The 22,148-nt window shown below is 44.5% G+C and carries 18 protein-coding genes and 1 pseudogene; 7 read left to right on the plus strand and 12 right to left on the minus strand.

The window, feature by feature from the left end:
* The first annotated feature begins 11 nt into the window (after nt 1-11).
* From H8716_RS09240 to H8716_RS09260, 5 genes are read left to right on the plus strand one after another with little or no spacing between them, the layout of a single operon-like run.
* Nucleotides 12-1,064 (plus strand): substrate-binding domain-containing protein, encoded by a 1,053-nt coding sequence (locus H8716_RS09240; RefSeq protein WP_249308360.1) that lies wholly within the window; start codon nt 12-14, stop codon nt 1,062-1,064.
* Nucleotides 1,064-2,563, plus strand: a complete 1,500-nt coding sequence (locus H8716_RS09245; RefSeq protein WP_249308361.1) for a sensor histidine kinase — start codon at nt 1,064-1,066, stop codon at nt 2,561-2,563. The genes H8716_RS09240 and H8716_RS09245 overlap by 1 nt, the downstream gene beginning before the upstream one ends.
* Complete coding sequence (locus H8716_RS09250; protein ID WP_249308362.1) at nt 2,556-4,151, plus strand: response regulator; 1,596 nt, start codon at nt 2,556-2,558, stop codon at nt 4,149-4,151. Before H8716_RS09245 ends, H8716_RS09250 begins: the two co-directional genes overlap by 8 nt.
* A gap of 16 nt (nt 4,152-4,167) precedes the next feature.
* The gene (locus H8716_RS09255) at nt 4,168-5,235 is read left to right on the plus strand and encodes a sugar ABC transporter substrate-binding protein (protein WP_249308363.1); all 1,068 of its coding nucleotides are present in this window, start codon (nt 4,168-4,170) and stop codon (nt 5,233-5,235) included.
* Nucleotides 5,236-5,239: 4 nt separating this feature from the next.
* Nucleotides 5,240-6,142 (plus strand): response regulator, encoded by a 903-nt coding sequence (locus tag H8716_RS09260; protein WP_249308365.1) that lies wholly within the window; start codon nt 5,240-5,242, stop codon nt 6,140-6,142.
* Between the two features lie 62 nt (nt 6,143-6,204).
* On the opposite strand, the gene H8716_RS09265 is transcribed toward H8716_RS09260, so the two are convergent.
* The 3 genes from H8716_RS09265 to H8716_RS09275 all read right to left on the minus strand — a co-directional run bounded on the left by H8716_RS09265 (nt 6,205) and on the right by H8716_RS09275 (nt 10,881).
* The gene (locus H8716_RS09265; protein ID WP_249308367.1) at nt 6,205-8,493 is read right to left on the minus strand and encodes a hydratase; all 2,289 of its coding nucleotides are present in this window, start codon (nt 8,491-8,493) and stop codon (nt 6,205-6,207) included.
* Nucleotides 8,494-8,506: 13 nt separating this feature from the next.
* Nucleotides 8,507-9,595: a PucR family transcriptional regulator gene (locus H8716_RS09270; RefSeq protein ID WP_249308369.1), complete on the minus strand. Its 1,089-nt coding sequence runs from the start codon at nt 9,593-9,595 to the stop codon at nt 8,507-8,509.
* 173 nt (nt 9,596-9,768) lie between these two features.
* On the minus strand, nt 9,769-10,881 hold the full coding sequence (locus H8716_RS09275) for an ABC transporter ATP-binding protein (RefSeq protein WP_249308371.1): 1,113 nt from the start codon (nt 10,879-10,881) through the stop codon (nt 9,769-9,771).
* Nucleotides 10,882-11,133: 252 nt separating this feature from the next.
* On the opposite strand from H8716_RS09275, the gene H8716_RS09280 reads away from it, so the two are divergent.
* Nucleotides 11,134-12,087, plus strand: coding sequence for a 3'-5' exonuclease (locus tag H8716_RS09280; RefSeq protein ID WP_249308373.1), 954 nt, complete (start codon nt 11,134-11,136; stop codon nt 12,085-12,087).
* 25 nt (nt 12,088-12,112) lie between these two features.
* Here H8716_RS09280 and H8716_RS09285 read toward each other — a convergent pair whose 3' ends face one another.
* Together H8716_RS09285 and H8716_RS09290 are read right to left on the minus strand one after the other, a co-directional pair.
* Entirely contained in the window at nt 12,113-12,850 is a 738-nt protein-coding gene (locus tag H8716_RS09285) for a tyrosine-type recombinase/integrase (protein WP_249308379.1), read from the minus strand.
* A gap of 105 nt (nt 12,851-12,955) precedes the next feature.
* A complete protein-coding gene (locus H8716_RS09290; RefSeq protein WP_249308381.1) occupies nt 12,956-14,623 on the minus strand; it encodes a serine hydrolase in 1,668 nt (555 codons plus the stop codon).
* A gap of 202 nt (nt 14,624-14,825) precedes the next feature.
* On the opposite strand from H8716_RS09290, the gene H8716_RS09295 reads away from it, so the two are divergent.
* The gene (locus tag H8716_RS09295; RefSeq protein ID WP_249308383.1) at nt 14,826-16,148 is read left to right on the plus strand and encodes an amidohydrolase; all 1,323 of its coding nucleotides are present in this window, start codon (nt 14,826-14,828) and stop codon (nt 16,146-16,148) included.
* 157 nt (nt 16,149-16,305) lie between these two features.
* On the opposite strand, the gene H8716_RS09300 is transcribed toward H8716_RS09295, so the two are convergent.
* From H8716_RS09300 to H8716_RS09330, 7 genes and pseudogenes are all read right to left on the minus strand, one after another.
* Entirely contained in the window at nt 16,306-16,791 is a 486-nt protein-coding gene (locus H8716_RS09300; RefSeq protein ID WP_249308384.1) for an NAD(P)-dependent oxidoreductase, read from the minus strand.
* 107 nt (nt 16,792-16,898) lie between these two features.
* Complete coding sequence (locus tag H8716_RS09305; RefSeq protein WP_249308385.1) at nt 16,899-17,177, minus strand: 4Fe-4S binding protein; 279 nt, start codon at nt 17,175-17,177, stop codon at nt 16,899-16,901.
* The gene (locus H8716_RS09310) at nt 17,170-19,107 is read right to left on the minus strand and encodes an FAD-dependent oxidoreductase (RefSeq protein WP_249308386.1); all 1,938 of its coding nucleotides are present in this window, start codon (nt 19,105-19,107) and stop codon (nt 17,170-17,172) included. Before H8716_RS09310 ends, H8716_RS09305 begins: the two co-directional genes overlap by 8 nt.
* 38 nt (nt 19,108-19,145) lie before the next feature.
* Nucleotides 19,146-19,616 carry a YbaK/EbsC family protein gene (locus H8716_RS09315; protein ID WP_249308387.1) on the minus strand — a complete coding sequence of 157 codons (471 nt, stop codon included), beginning with the start codon at nt 19,614-19,616 and terminating at the stop codon, nt 19,146-19,148.
* Nucleotides 19,617-20,531, minus strand: a complete 915-nt coding sequence (locus H8716_RS09320; RefSeq protein WP_249308388.1) for a ketopantoate reductase family protein — start codon at nt 20,529-20,531, stop codon at nt 19,617-19,619. It lies immediately after the preceding gene.
* A 64-nt stretch (nt 20,532-20,595) separates the two neighbouring features.
* Nucleotides 20,596-21,018 (minus strand): annotated as a pseudogene (locus tag H8716_RS09325) (FKBP-type peptidyl-prolyl cis-trans isomerase); the annotation flags it as partial.
* Between the two features lie 238 nt (nt 21,019-21,256).
* On the minus strand, nt 21,257-22,117 hold the full coding sequence (locus tag H8716_RS09330) for an RpnC/YadD family protein (protein WP_249308391.1): 861 nt from the start codon (nt 22,115-22,117) through the stop codon (nt 21,257-21,259).
* Nucleotides 22,118-22,148 lie beyond the last annotated feature (31 nt).

The following is a 22,148-nucleotide window of genomic DNA, read 5'->3' on the forward strand; positions in this document are numbered from 1 at the left end:
GGACTTTATCTATGGAAAAGAAGAAAAAAACAAATTATCTCACGGTTATTGCCGGACTGGTTCTGATCTCACTGGTCTGTCTGGTTCTGTATATTGTAAGAGAATACTATGCCATCTCTTCTCTTCAGAAGCAGTATACACAGACTACAGAAGCCTCCGGATACAAGTATCACTGCGCCTTTATCACCAACTCCGTGACTGCTTTCTGGGACTCAACTTTTGAAGCTGCCAGAGAAGAGGGCATTCCGGAAAATATTTACGTGGAGGATTTTGGAAAAAACCTGGATCTCTCCTATACAACCAATGAACTGTTGAAGATGGCCACTGCTGCCAGAGTTGATGCCATTATTATGGAAGCAAACGATGACTATTCCACCACCCAGCTTATGAACAAAGCAGTGGATGCCGGAATTGCCGTCAGTACCATTTACCGGGATAACATGAACAGTGAACGTTACAGCTACACCGGCGTCAATAACGTCACCATTGGTTACGATTATGGATCACTTGCCCTGAAGTATGCCGATGCCAGTGACTCCAATGTCATGGTCATTCTGGATTCCCAGGAACAAGACACGGAAAGTCGTCTTCTGGTCTCCGGTATCGGCAAAGCACTGGAGGAACAGCGCAGTGATATGAAACTGGATACTATGAAGCTGAATAACTCCAATACTTTTGAAGTAGAAGAATCTATCCGTAAATATTTGAAAAATCATCTCAACGAGACTGATATCGTAATCTGCACCACGCTGCAGCAAACTCAGTCCATCAGCCAGATTGCGGTAGATATGAACTATGTGGGAGATTTTAAGATCATTGGTTCCTACCAAAATGACTCTGTACTGGAATACCTCTCCAGCGGTGTTATCAGTGCCAATATCGTCATTGATGCGGCACAGATGGGAAAACGTGCTGTTGATAACCTTGCCGAATACTTGGAATATGGTTACACCAGCGACTATTCCCAGGTGGATGTGCACACTCTGGAGAAGGAAGATGCCATTCGTCTGTTAAATGCCAGACAGGCAGAAGCTGAATCAGAAACAGGAAAGGAGGCTGAATAATGTCAAAAAAACAGGTAAGTTCCTTTTCCCATGTACCGTTTCCATTACGACTGATTTTCATTTTTCTGCTGACTTCCCTGTTATCTCTGGCGATGTCTCTGTATCTGAATACCAATATTAACCGTTCCCTGGAGCAGATCAATACGATCTACACCAGCAACAATAACTTAAATACCATGACAAAGACTCTAAACAGCCTTCATGATAATATTCTGGAATATCTGGAGATTAAGAGCACAGATTCTTTAAATAACTACTATTATTATGAACAGCAGTACCGCAATCTCCTGTCTGATCTGAACAATCAGACCACTGACTCCACTGCAGGTTCCATGGAAAAAAATATCTACAATATTTCCCAGAGCTATCTGGATATTGCCGATGTGGCCATTGAAGCCAAACGTGCCCGCAACACTGGTAAATACCGTACAGCCTACAACGAAGCCACCGAATATTTCAACTTTCTGACTTCGTATATATATAGTCTGAATAACCAGCAGTTTCTGACCAACTCCATCAACTATCAGTCTCTGGAAGTATCCCTGCGGCTGATTGAGCGGATGAACACCCTGGTCACCATTGCTATGGCATTGTTCAATATCTTTCTGGTCATTGTTATGGTCAACCAGATTACAAGACCTCTTCTGGTTCTGGCCTCTGCTTCCAATCAGGTGGCTGCCGGTAACTTTGATGTGGAATTGCCGCCGGTTGTCTCAGATGATGAACTGGGCGTGGTAACCCGCGCTTTCAGCAAAATGGTTGTCAGCATTCAGGAATACATTGAAAAAGTCAGAAGCAGCATGAAAGCAGAAAAAGAGGCTCAAGAAAGAGAGCTTCTGATGGAAACCCATTTAAAAGAAGCCCAGCTTCGCTATTATCAGGCACAGATTAACCCACATTTTCTGTTTAATTCTCTGAATGCCGGTGCGCAGATGGCTATGATGGAGGATGCCGAAAAGACCTATTCCTTTATTCAGAATATGGCAGACTTTTTCCGTTACAGTATGAAGTCCCTGAACACAGATGTGGATCTGAAAGAAGAGATTGAACTGGTGGATAATTATGTTTCTATTATGAATGTCCGTTTTTCCGGTGACATTCACTACGAAAAATCTATTAACTGTGACATCACCGGCGTCCGGGTTCCCTGCATGATTATCCAGCCTGTCGTGGAAAATGCTATCAGTTATGGTATCCGTAATATTTCCTGGGAAGGAAAAATCTTTCTGGAAGTCCTGAGGGAAGACAATGAATTTCTGATCCATGTCCGTGACAACGGCATTGGCATTTCTCCTGAGCGCCTGTCTGATATTCGAAATGGAAAAGCATCCCATGCACCTTCCGATAAGAATTCTAATGGTGTAGGTCTGGGAAATGTACAGAAACGACTGAATCTGTATTATAATAAAGAAAATCTCTTCTCCATAGACAGTGAAGGAGAAAATAAGGGTACGCTTGTCACTATCCGTATCCCCGCTGAGGAGGAACTCTATGTATAAAGTTTTACTGGTAGACGATGAGGGAATTGTTCTCGACTCCCTGAAATTTATTATCAACAAGAACTTTGGCGAATCCTGTGATATTCGTACTGCCAAGACCGGCAGGCAGGCCATCGAGATTGCCCAGGAATTCGTACCGGATATCGCATTCATGGATATTCAGATGCCGGGGATTAAGGGTATTGATGCCATTCGGGAAATTCGAACATTTAACAAAAAATGTCAATTTATCATTATGTCAGCTTACGACAAATTCACCTTTGCCCAGGAAGCGATCAATCTTGGTGTTATTGAATACCTGACTAAGCCAGCCAACCGGGATAAGATCGTAGCTGCTCTTGAAAAAGCTATGGCGGTCATTGACCAGGAACGCTCCAGCCGCAGTCAGAATCTGCTGATCCGTGAAAAACTGGAAGCTGTCGTTCCGATTATCGAGAATGGATTCATTAACCTGATTCTGTTTCAGGATGACCCGACGCCTTCTTTGAGCCGATACCGTGATCTGTTAAATATCCATACGAATTATGGCTGGATCATGGTTCTGGAATTTGGAGAAGACGGTGATAACGGTGATCTGGCAAACCCGGTAGGAACCACTGTGAAACTCCAGAATCACCAGCTTGCTTTCCGGGAAATCATCAAAGAATTTTTACCAGCCTGTATCATTGGTCCGATTATGGCAGGAACTGTGGCAATCTTCATTCCTCACGAATCTCAGGAACTTCCTTATGAGGAACGTATTGCCATTATTGAAAATACCCGTAATATGATCCGTAAGCTGCGCAGACAGATTGATATGCATTTTCGTGCCGGTATCGGCAATATCTGGAGCATTACAGAGCAGAGCAAGTCCTATGAAGAATCCAAGAAATCTCTTCGCATAGACAAAAGCAGTGTTGTACATCTTCGTGATATTAAGATGGAACTGGAATATGAGCGGGACTATCCGGATGATTTGGAACGTTATCTGTTCTCCTGCCTGATTCGTGGTGAGACAGAAAATGTCATCCGTGCCTCCAACCAGTTTTTCGACTGGATGATCGAGAATTACCCGGACTACGTACAGTGTATCCGTATTAAGATCCTGGAATTTGTGATGACTGCAGAAAAAGAAGTATTCCTGAAAGGTGGTATTCCATACGGTTTCCTGTACCGGAAGGATTATCTGGACAATGTACTTGCCTGTCAGACACCGGAAGAACAGCGCCGCTGGTTTGTCAGCAAAATGACAGAGGCTTGCCGCAATATCAACAATGTAAAAGAACAGAAAGAAACTACCATCGTAGGAAAAGCCCGGCAATACATTGATCAGAACTTTTCCAAGGAGCTTTCTCTGGAAGAAGTTTCCAAGTATGTGGATATCAGTCCATATTACTTCAGTAAGCTATTTAAAGAAGAGACCGATCAGACCTTTGTAGAATACCTGACCAGCCTGCGTGTGGAAAAGGCAAAAGAAATGCTGGCTTCTCCATCTGCCAGCATCAAAGAAGTCTGTATGGCGGTAGGCTACAGTGATCCGAATTATTTCAGCCGTATTTTTAAGAAAGTAACCGGAAAGACCCCGACTGAGTACCGTGACCGTATCTGAAAAGAGGATTGATTACATGAATCATTTATCATCTGTCGTAAAAAAATATATGTTATACACCACGATTGCTGCCATGGCAGTCAGCACCGCCGGCTGTTCTCCTGTCAAAGAAGAGACACAGTCTGAGAAGTCCGACGAGAATACACCTCTTCAGATCGGAATGTCTTTTGATACCTTTGTATTGGAGCGCTGGATCCGTGACCGGGACATCTTCGTCTCCACTGCATCTGAACTGGGCGCAGAAGTCAATGTACAGAATGCCAACGGAGATGCTGATGAGCAGGCATCCCAGATCGAATATCTGATCGATAAAGGCATGGATGTTCTGGTAATTGTAGCAGTAGACGGCACAGACGCTGCTCTTGCTTCTGCCATTAAACGGGCACACAGCAAAGGTATTAAAGTTCTCGCTTACGATCGTATCATCCAAAATTCTGATGTAGATCTCTATGCCTCCTTCGATAATGAAGAGGTCGGTCAGCTTATGGCAGAAAATGTTATTTCACAGATTCCGGCCAACGGCAAAATTGCTGCTTTGTACGGATCCCCTGCCGATTATAATGTGGTACTGGTTGAAAAAGGCATTAAAAAAGTGCTTGCTGACACAAATATTGAACTGGTTTATGAGAATTATGCTGATAACTGGAAGGCAGAATATGCCTATGATCAGATGAATGAATGTATCGATACCGTTGGAAAAGTAGATGCAGTGATCTGTGGCAATGACGGTCTAGCTGCTATGGCTTTCAAGTCTCTGTCTGAACACCGCATGGCAGATGACGTCTGTCTGGTGGGGCAGGATGCAGACATTGATGCCTGCCAGCGTATCGTGGAAGGCAACCAGTATATGACTGTCTATAAGTCCATCGATCAGCTGGCTAAGCAAAGCGCACAGTACGCCGTCATGCTGGCAGAAGGTACCGATCTGGATATGACAGAGACATTTAACGACGGTACTTACGATGTTCCTTACCTGAAACTGGAACCGGTCGCCGTCACCAGAGAAAACATGGATGCAGAGATTATCTCTTCCCGTTTTCACCTGAAAAATGAAGTATATCTTAACGTAGACACAGAGGAGTAACTATATGTATAAAATTATGCTTGCTGATGATGAGGGGGTTGCCCTGGATGCCCTGCGTATCATGATCACCACTCATTTTCATGAAATGGAAGAAAACATTGATATCCGTATTGCACAGAATTCCGGCCAGCTGTCTGATATTTATCAGAAGTATCATCCTGATATTCTTTTCCTGAATATTCAAATGGCAGGTCTGCATGGTATTTTTTCTATTCGTGAACTTCATGCATTTTACGAAAACTGTCTTTTCATTGTGGTTTCCTATTCCCGCAAAACCGACTATAAACGGGAGGGCTTCAACATGGGAATCCGTGACTACCTTACCAAACCGTTAAAGCGTGAAAAAGTCATCTCCAGTCTAAGCCTTGCTTTTCGTGAACTGAATTATCACAAAAAACATCAGATTCAGGAACAATTAAACAAAGAATCCTTTGATACCGTTATCCCAGTCATAGAAAACGGTTTTATCAGTGAATTGCTTTTCCCGGAACAGCTTCATCAAAATCTGTCTCTGTATACTTCCCTACTGGACATCCATGCACCATACGGATGGATCATGGCCCTGAAGTTCAGTCAGATTACCGCTCACGGTACTATGTGCAATCCGATTGGTTCCATTGTTCAGCTTCAGGGCCAAATCTCCTATTTCCGTACCATTATTAAGGCATTCTTTCCTTCTGCAATCATTGGTCCGGTACTGGCAAACCGTATTTTTATTCTGATTCCAAGCAACTCCATGCCATTATCCGAAAGCGAAGCGGCATTCCGCCAAAAACGTTCCATGGATATGGAAACACAGTTGCACCGTAAGCTAAACCTGCGATTCAAGATCGGGCTGGGCGAGGCACAGCCAATGATGAATCTGGCACAGTCACTGAAAGAAGCACACGAGGCAGTGGAACAATAAAAAAATAATTCCCCAAGGCAGTGATTCCATGTTTACACAAAATCACTGCCTTGGGGAAATTTCTATCCTCTGTAATAATTAATCAGGCATCCTTTCAGTATGATGGTTCTCTCATCATCTGTCAGTTCTCCCATTTTCAAAGTAAATTCTTTCATTTCGCTCTCGCTTACTACGTAAGCTTTGATCTCGGTTGCTTTTTCTTCGATCGCCTTGCGGATCTCCGGTACGAAGATGTAGTCGCCTTTGGTAAATGGCAAGTCGCCTTCTTCGATCAGGAATGGAAGCATGCCCCAGTTGATCAGGTTGGAGCGATATCTCTTGGTTGCATAGCTGTTGGCTATGTTCGCCCAGCCGCCCAGTACTTTCTGGCAGGATGCTGCCTGTTCGCGGGCGGATCCGTCACCTGGTTTTACTGCAAAGATGGTGCTTCCCACACCTACGGTATCTTTACATACATCCGGATACAGTTCTTTTACTTTATGCATAATCGGGCGAAGCTCCGGAAGTGCCTCTCCCATACATTCATTGGCTTCTCTTGCTTTTTCTGCCTTCTGTACTTCTTTTGCCAGTCCCACATAAGCCGGATCTTTTCTGGATAAGGTGAACTCAGCCAGTCCCAGCGGATTGGAGCGGTAAGAGGATGTCTCACCGGATGGAATCAATTCATCGGTTGTAGTTACTGGATCATGGATCTCGGAAACCACCTTCAACATCAGGTGTTTTGTCAGTGCCGGCATCTCTGGCCAGTCCTTGATGTTCGGACCAAACTTGATCTCTACAGACGGATCTGCCACACCCTTACTGTCAAAGACACGGTTTGCATAAATGCTGCTGTCAAAGAAATACTTCGGATTAGTAAAGTGTGTATCCACATCGGTTGCTGCCGTCAGATATCCCTTGTTGGCTGCGGTTGCTGCAATAGAACGTGCATCCATCAGTGCTACGGAAGCGATCTGTCCGCTCTGCAGCTTGCTTCCCTCACGGTTCGGGAAGTTTCTGGTAGAATGACGGATGGAAAATGCATTATTGGCAGGTGTATCGCCTGCACCAAAACATGGTCCGCAGAATGCAGTCTTCACAATGGCACCTGTCTTAATCAGGTCTGCCAGACGTCCGTTTTTCGCCAGTTCCATATAGATTGGAGTACTTGCCGGATAAATGCTTAATGTAAATTCATCTGCTCCGATGTAGGCATCTTTCAGTATATCTGCTGCCGCACAGATATTTTCAAATCCACCGCCGGCACATCCTGCAATAATTCCCTGATCTACATACATTCTTCCGTCGCGTACTTTATCTCTTAAAGTAAAGTCCACGGCTCCACCGAGACTGACCTTAGCGCGTTTTTCCACATCCAGAAGAATATCATCCAGATTGGCATTGAGTTCTTCAATCGTGTAAGTATTGCTTGGATGGAATGGCATGGCAATCATCGGTTTTACCTGAGACAGGTCCACATATACCATACCATCATAGTATGTAACAGCGCCCGGATTCAGTTCTTCGTAATCACCGCTTCTGCCGTGGATTTCATAAAATTCTTTGATCTGGTCATCTGTCTTCCAGATAGAAGAAAGACAGGTAGTTTCTGTTGTCATAACGTCAATGCCGATACGGAAGTCTGCGCTTAAGTTTTCCACACCAGGTCCTACGAATTCCATGACCTTGTTATTTACATAGCCATTTCCAAATACGGCTCCGATAATAGCCAGCGCCACGTCCTGAGGACCTACACCCTTTTCCGGCTTGCCGGTCAGATAAACGCCAACCACCTTTGGCATGTTGATATCATAAGTCTTATTCAAAAGCTGTTTTACCAGTTCCGGTCCACCTTCACCCATAGCCATGGTACCCAGCGCGCCATAACGGGTATGAGAGTCTGAACCCAGAATCATCTTTCCGCCGCCTGCCAGCATCTCTCTGGCAAACTGATGGATGACTGCCTGATGAGGTGGTACATAGACACCGCCATACTTCTTGGCACAGGTCAGGCCAAACATATGGTCATCTTCATTGATGGTTCCTCCCACAGCACAGAGACTGTTGTGACAGTTGGTCAGCACATAAGGAACAGGAAATTTCTCCAGTCCTGATGCTCTGGCTGTCTGAATAATTCCTACAAAAGTTATATCATGGGAAGTCAGCTTATCGAACTTAATCTGTAACTTTTCCATGTTGCCTGAGGTATTGTGTGCCTGTAAAATACGGTACGCAATGGTATTCTTTGCAGCCTCTTCCCTGGATGCTGCATGTCCTGTTTTACTGGTTAACACTGCCTGTGCGTCTCTGTTATCTTCCACAATCTCGGTTCCATTTACCAGATAGACGCCGCCATCATATAATTTCACCATATCTTATCTCCTCTTAGAATGTGTTTCGTTCCATATATTTCATATAATTTGAAACCATCAGTGCAATCCGGAATGTGAGCGCATCTTCAAAGACACGCACATCCAGTCCCGTACTCTTCTGGATCTTCTCCAGACGGTACACCAGTGTGTTTCTGTGAATATAGAGCTGTCTGGATGTCTCGGATACATTCAGACTGTTCTCGAAAAATTTATTGATTGTCATCAGTGTCTCATCATCCAGGGAATCCGGCAGTTCTCCGCCAAATACCTCATTCATGAACATCTCACACAGTGGGATCGGCAGCTGATAGATCAGACGTCCGATTCCAAGGGTACTGTATGCAATAATACTCTTCTCTTCATAGAAGATCTTTCCTACATCCAGCGCCATCTTTGCTTCTTTATAAGACTTGGAAAGGAAGCGAATCTCCTCGATCATGGTTCCATAGGCAATACGTACCTTGGACATTGCCTCGCTGTTCAGCATATCCAGAAGCATTTTCGCTGTCTGGTCTACTGCTTCATATCCTTCTTCTGGTTTTAATTCCTTTACAAGAATGATGTTTTTCTCATCTACTGCGGTGATAAAGTCTCTGCTGCTTCCTGCAAACAGTGTCCTCACAAGCTCCAGTGCATTGCTGTCCTGTTCCTGCTTTGTCTCAATCAGATATACCACACGCTTGGCTTCAATATCGATATGAAGTTTCTTCGCACGATTATAGATATCCACAAGAAGCATGTTATCCATCAACACATTCTGGATAAAACTATTGCGGTCCTGTTTTTCATGATAGGCAACCATCAGATTGTGCAGTTCGCTGACTGCAATCTTACCGATCATATAACCGTCTTCTCCATTTCCCCTTGCTACCAGCACATATTCCGGTATCTGGTTATCCATAATCTTAAAGAAATGGCATCCCTGCATCACCTGGCTGTCTGCCGGTGACTGTACAAATAATTCTATACTGGAAACATCCAGCTCTTCATCAGAAAATGTAGTTGCCACTGTATTTCCGTCTGTATCCAGTACACATAAATCTACTCTGGTAATTGCTTTCAACTCATCAATGGCATTCTGTATTACCTGTCCAGAAATCATCTTCTCCTCCGTCCGTCACTGTTATTTACGGGTTATTATTGTTACTGTTCACTCCGTGAACAGTAACTTTTTTTCATCATTTCACGTATAGCTTTTATCATAATGCATTTTTTCCAAATTCGCAAGAACTAAAAAAGGAGAGACATCACTGTCTCTCCCTGATCTTTTCTGTACTAGTTTGTGATTGTAAGTTCTGTTTCTTTGTCAAATACGTGAATCTTATCTGCATCCAGTGCAAACTTCACAGTGTCACCTGTTCTTGCTGTTGTGGTAGGATTTACACGTGCTGTCAGCGGATAATTCTCTACATCAAAGTAAAGGAATACTTCTGCACCCAGCAGCTCGTATACACGGATGGTAGATTCTACTACAGTATCAGGTGAATTCGCAATGAATTCTTCGGAATCATGTACATCTTCCGGACGAATACCCATAACTACAGTCTTACCAACATATCCACCATCGATCAGTGCTTTTGATTTTGCTTCTGGAAGCTTAATGCTGTACTGACCAACTTTTAATGCAACGTTCTTACCTGTTGCTTCTACAACTGCATCCATGAAGTTCATCTGTGGTGATCCGATGAATCCTGCTACGAACAGGTTGCCTGGCTTGTTGTACAGATTCTGCGGAGAATCTACCTGCTGAACCACACCGTCTTTCATAACAACGATTCTGGTACCAAGTGTCATAGCTTCTGTCTGGTCATGTGTTACATAGATGATCGTAGCACCCAGTCTCTGATGAAGCTTGGAGATCTCAATACGCATCTGAACACGAAGTTTTGCATCCAGGTTTGACAGAGGTTCATCCATCAGGAATACCTTAGGATCACGCACGATTGCACGTCCCATGGCAACTCGCTGTCTCTGACCACCTGACAGAGCCTTCGGCTTACGGTCAAGGAGCTTGTCCAGATCAAGGATCTTAGCTGCTTCTTTTACCATTTTGTCGATCTGATCCTTCGGAACTTTTCTCAGCTTCAGACCAAATGCCATGTTATCATATACTGTCATATGAGGATACAGAGCGTAGTTCTGGAATACCATTGCGATATCTCTGTCCTTTGGCTCTACATCGTTCATAACTTTGTCACCGATCTTCAATGTACCTTCGGAGATCTCTTCCAGACCTGCGATCATACGAAGTGTAGTAGATTTACCACAACCTGAAGGTCCTACGAAAATGATGAATTCTTTATCTTCAATCTCAAGATTAAAATCTTTTACTGCTTCAAAACCATTCGGATATCTTTTGTAAATATGCTCTAAGGATAAACTTGCCATTTTGATTTTCCTCCCGTTTATGCGCCGTTTACGGCTCTTCTTGACACGTACTCAGTATAACTGCTTTTCCCGTTTTCTGCCATGCCACTATTGCCCAAACTTTTTTCAAATCTCTTGTAACTTCTGCCACTCCTTTCCTTTTTCTTCGAAACCAATTGGCAACCTGCCGAAAGAATCCTGTTTTTGCTATGCAAGTTGACGGAAAAACATTCTCTGTGTATACTTATACCAGAAACGCAACAGGAGACTACCATGAATTATATTATTTTTGATCTGGAATGGAATCAATGTCCGGATGGAAAATCCAAAGAAAATCCGGCTCTGCCTTTTGAGATTGTGGAGATCGGTGCCATAAAACTGAATAGTGGAAGACAGGAAATCAGCCGTTTCCATGAACTGGTGCAGCCTTCTGTCTATAAGCGGATGCACCCTATGACCCAGTCGATCATACGGATTGCTTCCGGTGAACTGAAAAATGCTGACCAGTTCCCTGCTGTCTGTGAGCGCTTCCTTCAATGGTGCGGACCAGATGCTGTCTACTGTATCTGGGGTTCTCTGGATCTTCTGGAACTGCAGCGCAACATGCGCTTTCATCATATGGAAATCAAATTTCCATTTCCATTAAAATATCTGGATATCCAGAAGTTATACAGTATCTGTTTCGATGACGGCAAAAGCCGCAAGTCACTGGAGACTGCCGTGGATGAGCTTCAGATGCCCAAGTCCCAGACTTTCCATGCTGCACTTTCAGACGCTTACTATACAGCTGAGGTTCTGAAGATTCTTCCATACGAACAGATTTTTGAATTTTATTCTATCGACTATTTTCGCACACCTTCCAACCGGAAGGAAGAGATATCCGTTATCTTTGACGGATATTCCAAATTCGTTTCCAAAGAATTTGCATCCAAAAAAGAACTGATGAAGGACCGCAAGGTTACTTCCACCAAATGTTATCTCTGCGGGAAAACTGCCAGGAAAAAAATCCGCTGGTTTGCCAGCGGCGGTAAGAACTTTAGTTGTCTTGCCTACTGCGAAGAACATGGCTATCTAAAGGGAAAAATACGATTAAAGAAATGCGAAAATTCCGATGGATTTTTCTGTGTGAAAACCATCAAACAAATCGATGTAGACCGGGCAGGTGATCTGTTGGAGCGTAAGCTGACTCTTCAGGAACGCCGGAGACAGAGAAGGCACCATGAATGATGATACATTCATGATGCCTTTTTCATTAATCCAGATTGTTAAAATTATCAATCAGTTCCTCTACTTCTTCCAGCAGGCAGTCTACCTTTCCGTAGAATGCATCGTTGTTGGTCGGATTGTCCAGTTCAGACTTGAGATGCTGGAATAATTTGATGATCTTATCCATTCTCTTCTTTCCTTTTCCATCCTTGTAGAGCTGATAACGGCTTCTCTCGTTCTCTTCCGGTGTCATCTTCTTGAGCACTACTTCTACGTTTGGCTTTTCACCGATATAACGATAAGTAATGGATGGTGATGCATGGTTTAACAGGTTCTGAAGATAATAAATATCATTGGTACTCTTATAATATCTCCATGCAAATGTCTTTCTCATGGTCTGTGCACCGATGGAATTCAGTCCCAGCTCTTTTCCCACATTCTTAAATACACGGTATGCCTGTTCTCTGGATAAGGAAGTAGTGGAACCTGTATGTCCTACGATCAGATATGCTTCCGGATCCTTGCCTTCTGTATAGTCCATGATGATCTTTTTCAGGTTCTTATTGATCTTGAAGGTTCTCTTGATATTCTTGGTTCCGATGCATGCTTCGATCTCATCTTTGTCACGAATATCTTTATTCTTGAATTTCAGGATCTCCTGAAGCTGAAGTCCGGTTCCTACTCCGATCTCAAACAAAATATAATATTTATCATCTACTTTACGCAGTGCTTTTTTGAAACGTTCCAGTGTTTCGTCATCTTTAATTGGTGATACCCAGTTCATATTAATTATTCCTCCCTGTTTTTTACAGCCGCATGCTTTTCCCCCCGCCGCTGTATACTCCTTTTGATTGTAAGCTTCCCCTGTCTCAGAATGCCACTGACATCCTTACGGTTCTTCCGGCGTTTCTTTTTCGCGGTTTTTCCTCCGCTCCTCTTCCAGCTGCATCTCCAGCTCGTGCGCCCTCAGTTCCGCTTCCACCTGTGCCGCAGATTTTTCTTCAATCTCTGCTTCCAGCTGCCTGCGCAGCGCTATCTCCTGCGTACGCAGTTCGATCATTTTTTTGTATTTCTTATTTCTGCTGATCGATACCAGTAAAAGCGGTATGAAAATAATCAACAGGATCGCTCCTAATATAACAGCAAATATGGTATGTGTCTTAATAAAAAGATCTAACTTGTCATATACTCCTACAATTGCAGTCAGCACTTTATTATCCGCAAATGCTCCGTTCTGAATCATCTGACTCAATCCACCTGCTTCCGTCTCTGTCTCACTCTCCGTCTGTAATTCTGTCTGTGCACTGGTTTCCGTCTCCGGTTCCCATTCCCCTGTGTAAGAAAAAGAAGTACTTCCAAGAGCCTGATCTTCGTAGTAATACGTCATCTTATCCGTCGTGAAATCCATTTTCCTGATAAGGGATGATGTATCTACGCTGTTCGGCAAGGTAACCGTTGTTGTCTCCGCTACTGTAAACGGATCCCTGGACAGATCTGCCTGTCTGATCTTTTCTGCCTCCTGTGCATCTTCTATTCCGATAACTTCAGTATCGGAAACGGTCTGATCCAGGTTGTTGATCTGCACCTCTTTGAAATTATTATATCCATAGTCCAGAACTGTCTTTGTATTACCGTATTCAATATCCTGTCCGTTGGCATGAAGTACCACGCTGATCAGAAGCATACCGTCTCTCTCTGCCGTGGATACCAGTGTATTCCATGCTTCATCCGTATATCCGGTTTTGCCTCCGATAAATCCGTCATACGCTCTGCTCTCATCCATCAGCATTCCGTGATGATTGGCAAAATATCTTTTTTCTTTTACCAGATTCGTCTCCGGATAGCTGTACTCCTGTGTATGGATAATCTCACGGAACTTGTCATACTTCATAGCCGCCTGTGTGATCAGTGCCATATCATAAGCGCAGGTATAATGGTTATCATCATGCAGTCCATTCGGATTTACGAAATGAGTATTCACACATCCCAGCTCTTCTGCCTTCTGGTTCATCATATCCGCAAACTTCTCAACGCTGCCGCCGATATGCTCTGCCACTGCATTGGAGATCTCATTCGCCGACGCCAGCATAATTCCGTACAGACACTGCTCCAGCGTCAGTTTCTCCCCTTCTGTCAGTCCCAGATGGGCGCTTCCATATTCAATACTGTATACTGCATTCTCTGAAAATGTTACAGTATCATCCAGATTGCCATTTTCCAGTGCCAGCAGCACTGTCATAATCTTAGTAATACTGGCAGGATACTCCTGTTTTTCAATATTCTTGCCGTATAAAACGGCTCCTGTATTCCCGTCCATGCAGATTGCCGCATCACTCTCTATTGCATCCCCCTGCGGCCATCCGTTGATATCATTGGTCTGTACAGTCGGATCTATCTCTGTCTCCGTACTGTTTTCTCCGTCAGTATCCGATCCATCGTCCTCTTCTGCTTTTACCGTGTTTTCATAAAAAGCAGTTCCGTTCCAACCGATCCGGACAGGATTTATGCACATAACCATTGTCAGTAACAACGCTGTCCATAACTTCCCCTTTTTCATTATTTTCCTCCTGCAAATTTTTCCTGTTTCGAGTTAAAATCCGAAACTTCCCCCATTTTGCAATACATCACATATTATAACAATACCGACTGTCCTTTTCAAGATCCTTTCCGAAAATTTTTCTTGTTTTGACACTTATGCCTTTCCCAGATATAATGATGCCAGAGTCAAAAATAAACGCCGCAGAAAGGACACGCCACTTATGTCATCCGAATCTGATTTTTCTCAATTATTATCTGATAAAATTGCTGCTTATACACCGGATCTGATCCGTCTTCGCCGGGATTTTCACCGTTTTCCGGAACCTGGATGGTGTGAGGTCCGCACCACTTCCATGATTGCAGACTACTTGACCTGCCTGGGTTACGAAGTTCTGACTGGATCTGACGTATGTGATCCGGATTCCCGCATGGGACTTCCATCGGAAGAAATTCTGGAGACGCACTATCAAAGGGCACTGAAGCAGGGTGCAATTCCGGCTTATGCGCAGAATGCCCGAAACGGTTTTACCGGTGTCATCGGGATCCTCCGCTGTGGTAAAGGTCCTGTAACGGCTCTGCGCTTTGATATTGACGCACTTCCTATTACCGAAGATGCCAGTTCTTCCCATCTGCCATTCACAGAAGGCTTTCTCTCACAGAATCTCGGGTTTATGCATGCCTGCGGTCATGACGGGCATACTGCCATCGGTCTTATTATTGCCCGGATTCTTGCCGAAATGAAGGACTGGTTTTCAGGTACTGTAAAACTGATTTTCCAGCCTGCAGAAGAAGGCGTCCGGGGTGCCCGGTCTGTTGCTCAAAAAGGGCATCTGAACGATGTGGACTGGCTCGTTGGAAGCCACATTTTTCCATACAGTCAACCTGGGGAACAGATCGGTGTATCCATAGGTTCCACCCTCGCTACCACCAAGTTAAATGCCGTCTTTTCTGGTCTGTCTTCCCATGCAGCTCTCCCGGAAAAGGGACATAATGCCATGCTCTCCATGGCTTCTGCCATCCTGAATCTCCACGCTATTCCGAGGCATTCTGACGGTCCGTCCCAGGTCAACGTAGGAACCGCTCATGCCGGTTCCGGAAGAAATGTGATCTGTGATCAGGCAAAACTGGAACTGGAAGTCCGTGGCGCCAATACAGAAATCAATCATTACATGGAAGAATATGCCAGAGTGATTTTGCAGTCCAGCGCGGTCATGCACTCCTGTACCTGTCGGATTGAAACGGTGGGATCTGCCCCGTCTGTCATCAATGATCCGGAGATGATCTCTCTCCTTCAGGATGCAGTCGAGGATCTGCATCTGACTCTTCGTACACCTGATCCGGCAGCTTCCTTCAGCGAAGATTTTTCTTATCTGTCTGAAGCGGTACAGGCACACGGTGGAAAAAGCCTGTTCTTCTATACACTGACCCATACAGATGCACCGGGACATAATCCGGATTTTGATTTTTCTGAAGAAGCTCTGCCAGTTGCGGTACAGATGTTCTGCACACTGGTGTACCGGCTGTGCCACGGCAAAAATCTCTAAATTTTATATATGAAAAGACAGCTGCATGCAAAATCTTTGCATCAGAGCTGTCTTTTTATCATTTTTCGTAACTGTTCAGTACCTTCACAGTGGGTTCTGAATAGTTACCATTTTTCTATTTCAGGTAGTTCATTCTCCAGACTGCTTATATCCATTCTCAGACTACTTCCAGTTTGCCCTTTTCATTCTGCTGCATATCCAGCAAACCAAGAATTCCGGTCTCTACCATACTTTTTACCGCTTCTTCCGTATAAAAAGCCATATGCGGTGTCATGGTTACATTCCGGAACTGACGCAGATATGCCATCTTCTGATTGGATATGATGTCGATTCTGTGGTCTACATGAATGATGCCCTCTTCCCGTTCCAGCACATCCAGTCCCAGCGCTCCGATCTTCTCAGACTCGATACCTTCTATCAGGGCGTCAGGATCTGCCACTCCGTTGGTATCATAGGATGCGTGACTGACACGAATACCGATCTTACCCGCATATTTCACATCAATATGGTTATAACCGATGGTTCTTGTGGATAAGTACCGGATGCCTTTTACCTTCCATGCATCCAGTAATTCTCTGCCGATGAAGACCTGCCCCAAAACAGAGACTCCTTCGCATCCTTCCAGAAACTCTACGTTATCCACAGATGAGTCTTCAGATGTGGTCAAAATGTGTATGCCAAGGCTTTCTTACATTTGATGTACATAATCCGCCTCATCATCCCGCATACTGTATATTCCAATGTTCATATTTACGGTTCCTCTTTTACAGGCACAAACTTTGCCCGGTTCATAACCGGATGCTGCAGATGAATGGCACCAGGATTCGGACATGCCATGACGCAGGCACCACAGTAATAACATTCTCCCGGATAAGCCACGATCGGATGTTTGCCCTTTTCCGGATTCGGAATCATAATATCACACTGACAGATATTGGCACAGGTATTACATCCCACACATTTGCTCTCATCAAACAAAAGTGGTGTGGCACTGCATGGGATCACAGATACTTTCCATTCTTTATTCATGATGGGCACCTCCCATATAGTCCTTGTTGCGTTTCTCATATTCTGTTTCCAGATCTCCAAAATAATCCAGTGGCACTTCGCCCTCTACCACCTGATCTCCTTCTCTGCGAAGGGTGATAAAACGGCGGTCCTTCTGCGGATCCATCTCCGGATAATCGCTTCTGGTAAAGCAAAGCTGCTTCGAACTGGATTTTCTCATCAGGCATGCATGCAGAATCATTTCTGCCACATCCAGAATATCCAGTACTTCATGGGTACGCATCAGATCATGCGGATTCTCACAGTAGAGCTGTGGTACAATCTCTTCCCGATAGCTGTGCAGCAGATCCAGACCTTCTTTTAACAGGGCATCGCATTTTACGCCGCCACAATAGTTCTGCATAGCCTTGGAGATTGCCATATTCAGTTCCTTCCAGGATACCCCTTCTGAACGCTCCAGCGGCGCATACAGACGTTTTTTCTCTGCTTCCACATCTTCCGGATTCACGTCACACAATTCCACGGTATCGCAGTAATCTGCTGCCTTTCTGCCGGCATAGTAACCGGTTGCACAGGCAAATCCACAACAGTCAGATGCAAAAAGCTGGTCACCTGCTGCATAAATGCCATCAATATTGGTCTTCAGATCCCAGTCATGCATGATTCCACCCGGTGCACCAAAAAGCTGGCGTTCCTGATCCAGAAATGCCGCTGACTGCCACCCGGTACCATAACACTGAAGTGCATGCTTTGTCGGATCAAACCCTCTTTCTGTATAATTCTGAAGGATTGGCACCTTTGTTTTGCCTTCTTCGCCTACCATCATGCCCCAGATAACCTTCCGTTCCATCTCCGGCATGCGGCTTAAATCTGCATAAAATGGAAGTTGATAACCACGCTTCATCAGTTCATCAAATGGCATGGTCTCCGGTCCGCGGTATTCGTATTTTGGCTCATCAATGACACCGCCCTTTAAGAAAAACTTCTGTCCCTTTACCGGATAATATCTCTCAGAAACGGTTTTTAATACATTGCCATCACGGTCCAGATACGGAATCTCTACTCCCCTGGCATCTACCATAGTAGCTGCATACCAGGTATTGTGGTTGTTGCCTGCACCATACGGCGGAAAGCTTCTGCCTGCTGCGGAGAATTCTCCCTTTACAGACTTCTCCATCATGGTGAATTCTACACCGGCTCTCCATCCCATAGCATGTCCGCTTCCGATAGACTGCATCGGACGGAATTCACATAAGCCTACCAGATCCGGGTTAAACAGCCATACTCTTGCCGGTCTGGACATGGTCAGCATGGTTGCTTTCGCCTTAAATACCAGCAGCTTGCCGGTATGTACATTCATTCCGATGGCGCCGATTCCACGCTTTTTTCCATTCTCCACGGTAGTCAGAAGTGCTGTCGCTTCGGTACGGTCATAGATCTTCACACCCAGACGCTTCAGTTCCTTATAGAGCACCGGCTTAAAAGTCGATCCCCATACCCTCAAAGTAAATTTGTTCTTATAATCATAGGCAAACATCAGCTTCGTCTTCTCATCCCGAAACTCTGCGCCCTTGAATTCATCCTCTGTGTCGCGGATTTTTCCACCCATCTTTTCCAGATCAAGCAGACGGTCATAACCCTCTCTGCATTCGATATAATGAGCAATTCCGTTGCTGTAATGATCCTGTTCATCCACGTAAGCCTCTGCTATCTCCTTGGCAGTTACTTCCGAACATGGATTGGTACAGGCTGATTCCCAGTGGTCAAATCCGGTTCCTGCGGAGCCGCTTCGCTTCGTTGCACCTTTCTCCACCAGAACTACTTTTTTGCCTTTTCTCGCTGCTGAGATGGCTGCAAAACATCCTGCCAGTCCTCCACCCAGCACCAGGACATCTGATTCTACAGTCTCAGTCTGTCCGTATTCATTCTCATATGGCCATTGATATTCCATTGTTTTCTTCTCCTATTTATCCCCAAATACTTCTGGCGCTATGCCGGTTCTTTGCACACGTCTACCCAGCCGGCTGCTCCTGCCACCTCTTCCAGTTCTGCTATCGTCAGCTTTACTGCGCTGTGGTCATTCCCTGCAGCCGGATACACCGTATCGAACTGCTTCAGACTTTCATCCAGATACACTTTAATGCCTTCTTTGATTCCAAATGGACACACACCGCCAGGTGCATGTCCGATCCAGTTTTCCACTTCTTCAAACGGAATCATTTTTGCTTTCATATGAAAAGTATCTTTATACTTCCGGTTATCTACTTTTGCCGTGCCTTCTGTGAGAATCAGTATCGCTTCCTCTCCAATCAGAAATGACATAGTTTTTGCAATCATCCCCGGTTCCACGCCCAACGCCTGTGCCGCCAGCTGTACCGTTGCACTGGAATCCTCCAGCTCAATTATGTGATCTGCGTAACCTTTTTCTGCCAGATATGCTTTTGCTCTCTCTAATGACATTTACTTTGTGCCTCCCAGCTTTTCTGCCACTTTTTGATAAACAGGAACCGGTACCCCATATTCCTGTCCCATACGAACTACTTCATATACCAGTCCGTCAATCTCAGAATCCTTTTCGGCGTAGACATCCCTTTGCATGGATGTAGTGGCTTCCGGTGCCAGATTCGCCAGAATGCGCAGATTCACATCCACCATATCTTTTTCAAATGGTACTCCCATAGCATCTGCCAGCGTTGCGATCTCACGAATCATTGCCTTAAATGTTTCACGCTGTTCGCCCTCTTTCTGGAAGTCTCCGGCGGTTGCATGATAATACAATCCTGCTGCTCCGATCGGCGATACATAAGAGAACTTCTCCAATGCATCTCTACGGATATTTTCGGAGAGAATTCCGTAAATGCTGCTGTCACACAGATCCTTCTCAATTTCTTTTAATACCGGTCGGTATTCCTCTTTTTCCCGCACTCCAAAGACCACTTTCAGGATCTTGCCATGCTGCAGGAGAACTCCCGGCTCTTTGATATTGGCGGATACATAGATGCAGCCATCTGTCACCAGAAGTTCCGGCAGCTTCTTCTGCATTTTTGCACCGGTTCCATAGATATTCAGAATCGGGATCACCACGGTATCTTTTTTTGCCACTTTCTGAATAAACGGAATCGTATCTTCCAGAGAATATCCCTTTACGCAAACCAGAATCACATCCGGCTGTTCTGTATAATGCTCCATATCGGAAGCTTTTACCGGGATCGTCTCAGTGGACTGATCCCACATTTTTTCCAAAGTCAATCCTTTTGTCTGCATCTGCTTCAGATGTGCGCCTCTGGCAATCAGTGTCACATTCTTTCCGGCTTTTGTCATGTAATAACCCACAACGCCGCCGGTTCCTCCTGCGCCAACAATCAGATACTTCATGTTCTTACACCCTCTTCTCATGTCAGCCATTTGCATTCAGTCAATGTCCGACATATCTTATACTCTATTCTGTAACTTCCACCAGTTCGATCTTGAAATTCAGTTCTTTTCCTGCCATCTCATGATTTGCATCAAAGGTAATGGTTGTCTCATCTTTTGCTGCTACGCTGACCGGGAATGGCTGTCCTGCTGCATTGGATAAATACACTCTTTCTCCTACAGAGAGCCCTTCCGATCCCGGAAGCTGACTGATCTCCAGCGTAAATACATTCTCCGGATTCGGCATACCATAAGCTTCTTCCGGCATCAGATGTATATCAACGATCTGCCCCACTTCCATCTCCTTCACTGCTTCGTCAAAACCTTTGATCATCATGCCTGCACCGCAGACAAACTCCAGTGGCTCGCCACGGTCATAGGAAGAATCAAACTTTGTTCCATCATTAAAAGTTCCGGTATAATGTACTTTGCATTTCTTATTTTCGTTACTCATAGTTTTCTCCAATCTTTTGCTTTTTCGACAATCTTTTTCTATCATATCATGAAGATGTCTGCTTTCGCAAGATAACGCAGTAAATTATAGCAAAGAACCAGTCAAATATCATGGATTCATATCTGACTGGTTCTCCTTTTTACTCGAGCAACGAGCCAAAGTCCATGCTTGCATGAGACCTTGGCGACTGCCGCGATAACTTGAGAAACTCGCGGAACGTGTTTCTCATAGTTTATTCTATTCCATATTCTTTTAACAACTGCTCACAGTATGCTTTATCTTCTGTTGCCCTCTGCAAATCATCCAGGCGTTTTTCTTTCAACAGTCTGGCTGTCAGCACTGACATCCGATCCATTCCTTGTTCCAAACCCTCCTGTCTGCCTTTTTCTATTCCTTTTTCTATTCCTTTTTCAACACCATCATCATAAATCATCTGTCCAAGTCGCGTCATCGCAACCACCTCCTTGATTTCCTGTAATTCCATACCTTTAAGAAATTTATCCGCTAATGTGTACAGAATCGCAATCGTTTTTTCTGCTGTCTCCGTATCTCCCTGCTTTGCGTATAAGATTGCCTCTTTTATCTTCTCCTTTCGGCTCCGTTTTCCGGACATCAATGGTGCCAGTGCAAGACCCGCTAAATCCTCGTCATCTAACGATTCTTCTCTTTCCAGTTTTGTCTGCATTTTCCGAAACAGTTTATCCGCATCATAATCCGTCAGATAAATCGGTTTCACTCTGTATGTATAAAATCCACAGTTCTGTTCTGTCTTCGCACTGGTAATCCCTCCGGAATAAATCACATAGGTCAATACCTTTTTCCCTTTTTTATGAGCTGTCACCGCCTCGTAGGCTTCAAATCGCTGCAAATCTCTCCAGTCCGTTTCCGTTGTCTGAAATTCAAAATGGGCATAGAATCCTTCCACTGTCAGAAAAGTAAAATCCATGTACATAGAGTAAATCTGCAATTCAATCAGCTCTGTCGGTTCTTCTACAACAAACTCATATTCTACTCCCAGCCTCTTCAGTATGCTGTCACGAAAATATCCAAACCCCATTTTCATGATCGCATCTTCATGTTTTGTGTTGGTCATAAGACACCTCTTTTTCTAATCCGTTCATTTT

The organism is Jingyaoa shaoxingensis, from assembly GCF_014385005.1.
Lineage (GTDB): Bacteria > Bacillota > Clostridia > Lachnospirales > Lachnospiraceae > Marvinbryantia > Marvinbryantia shaoxingensis.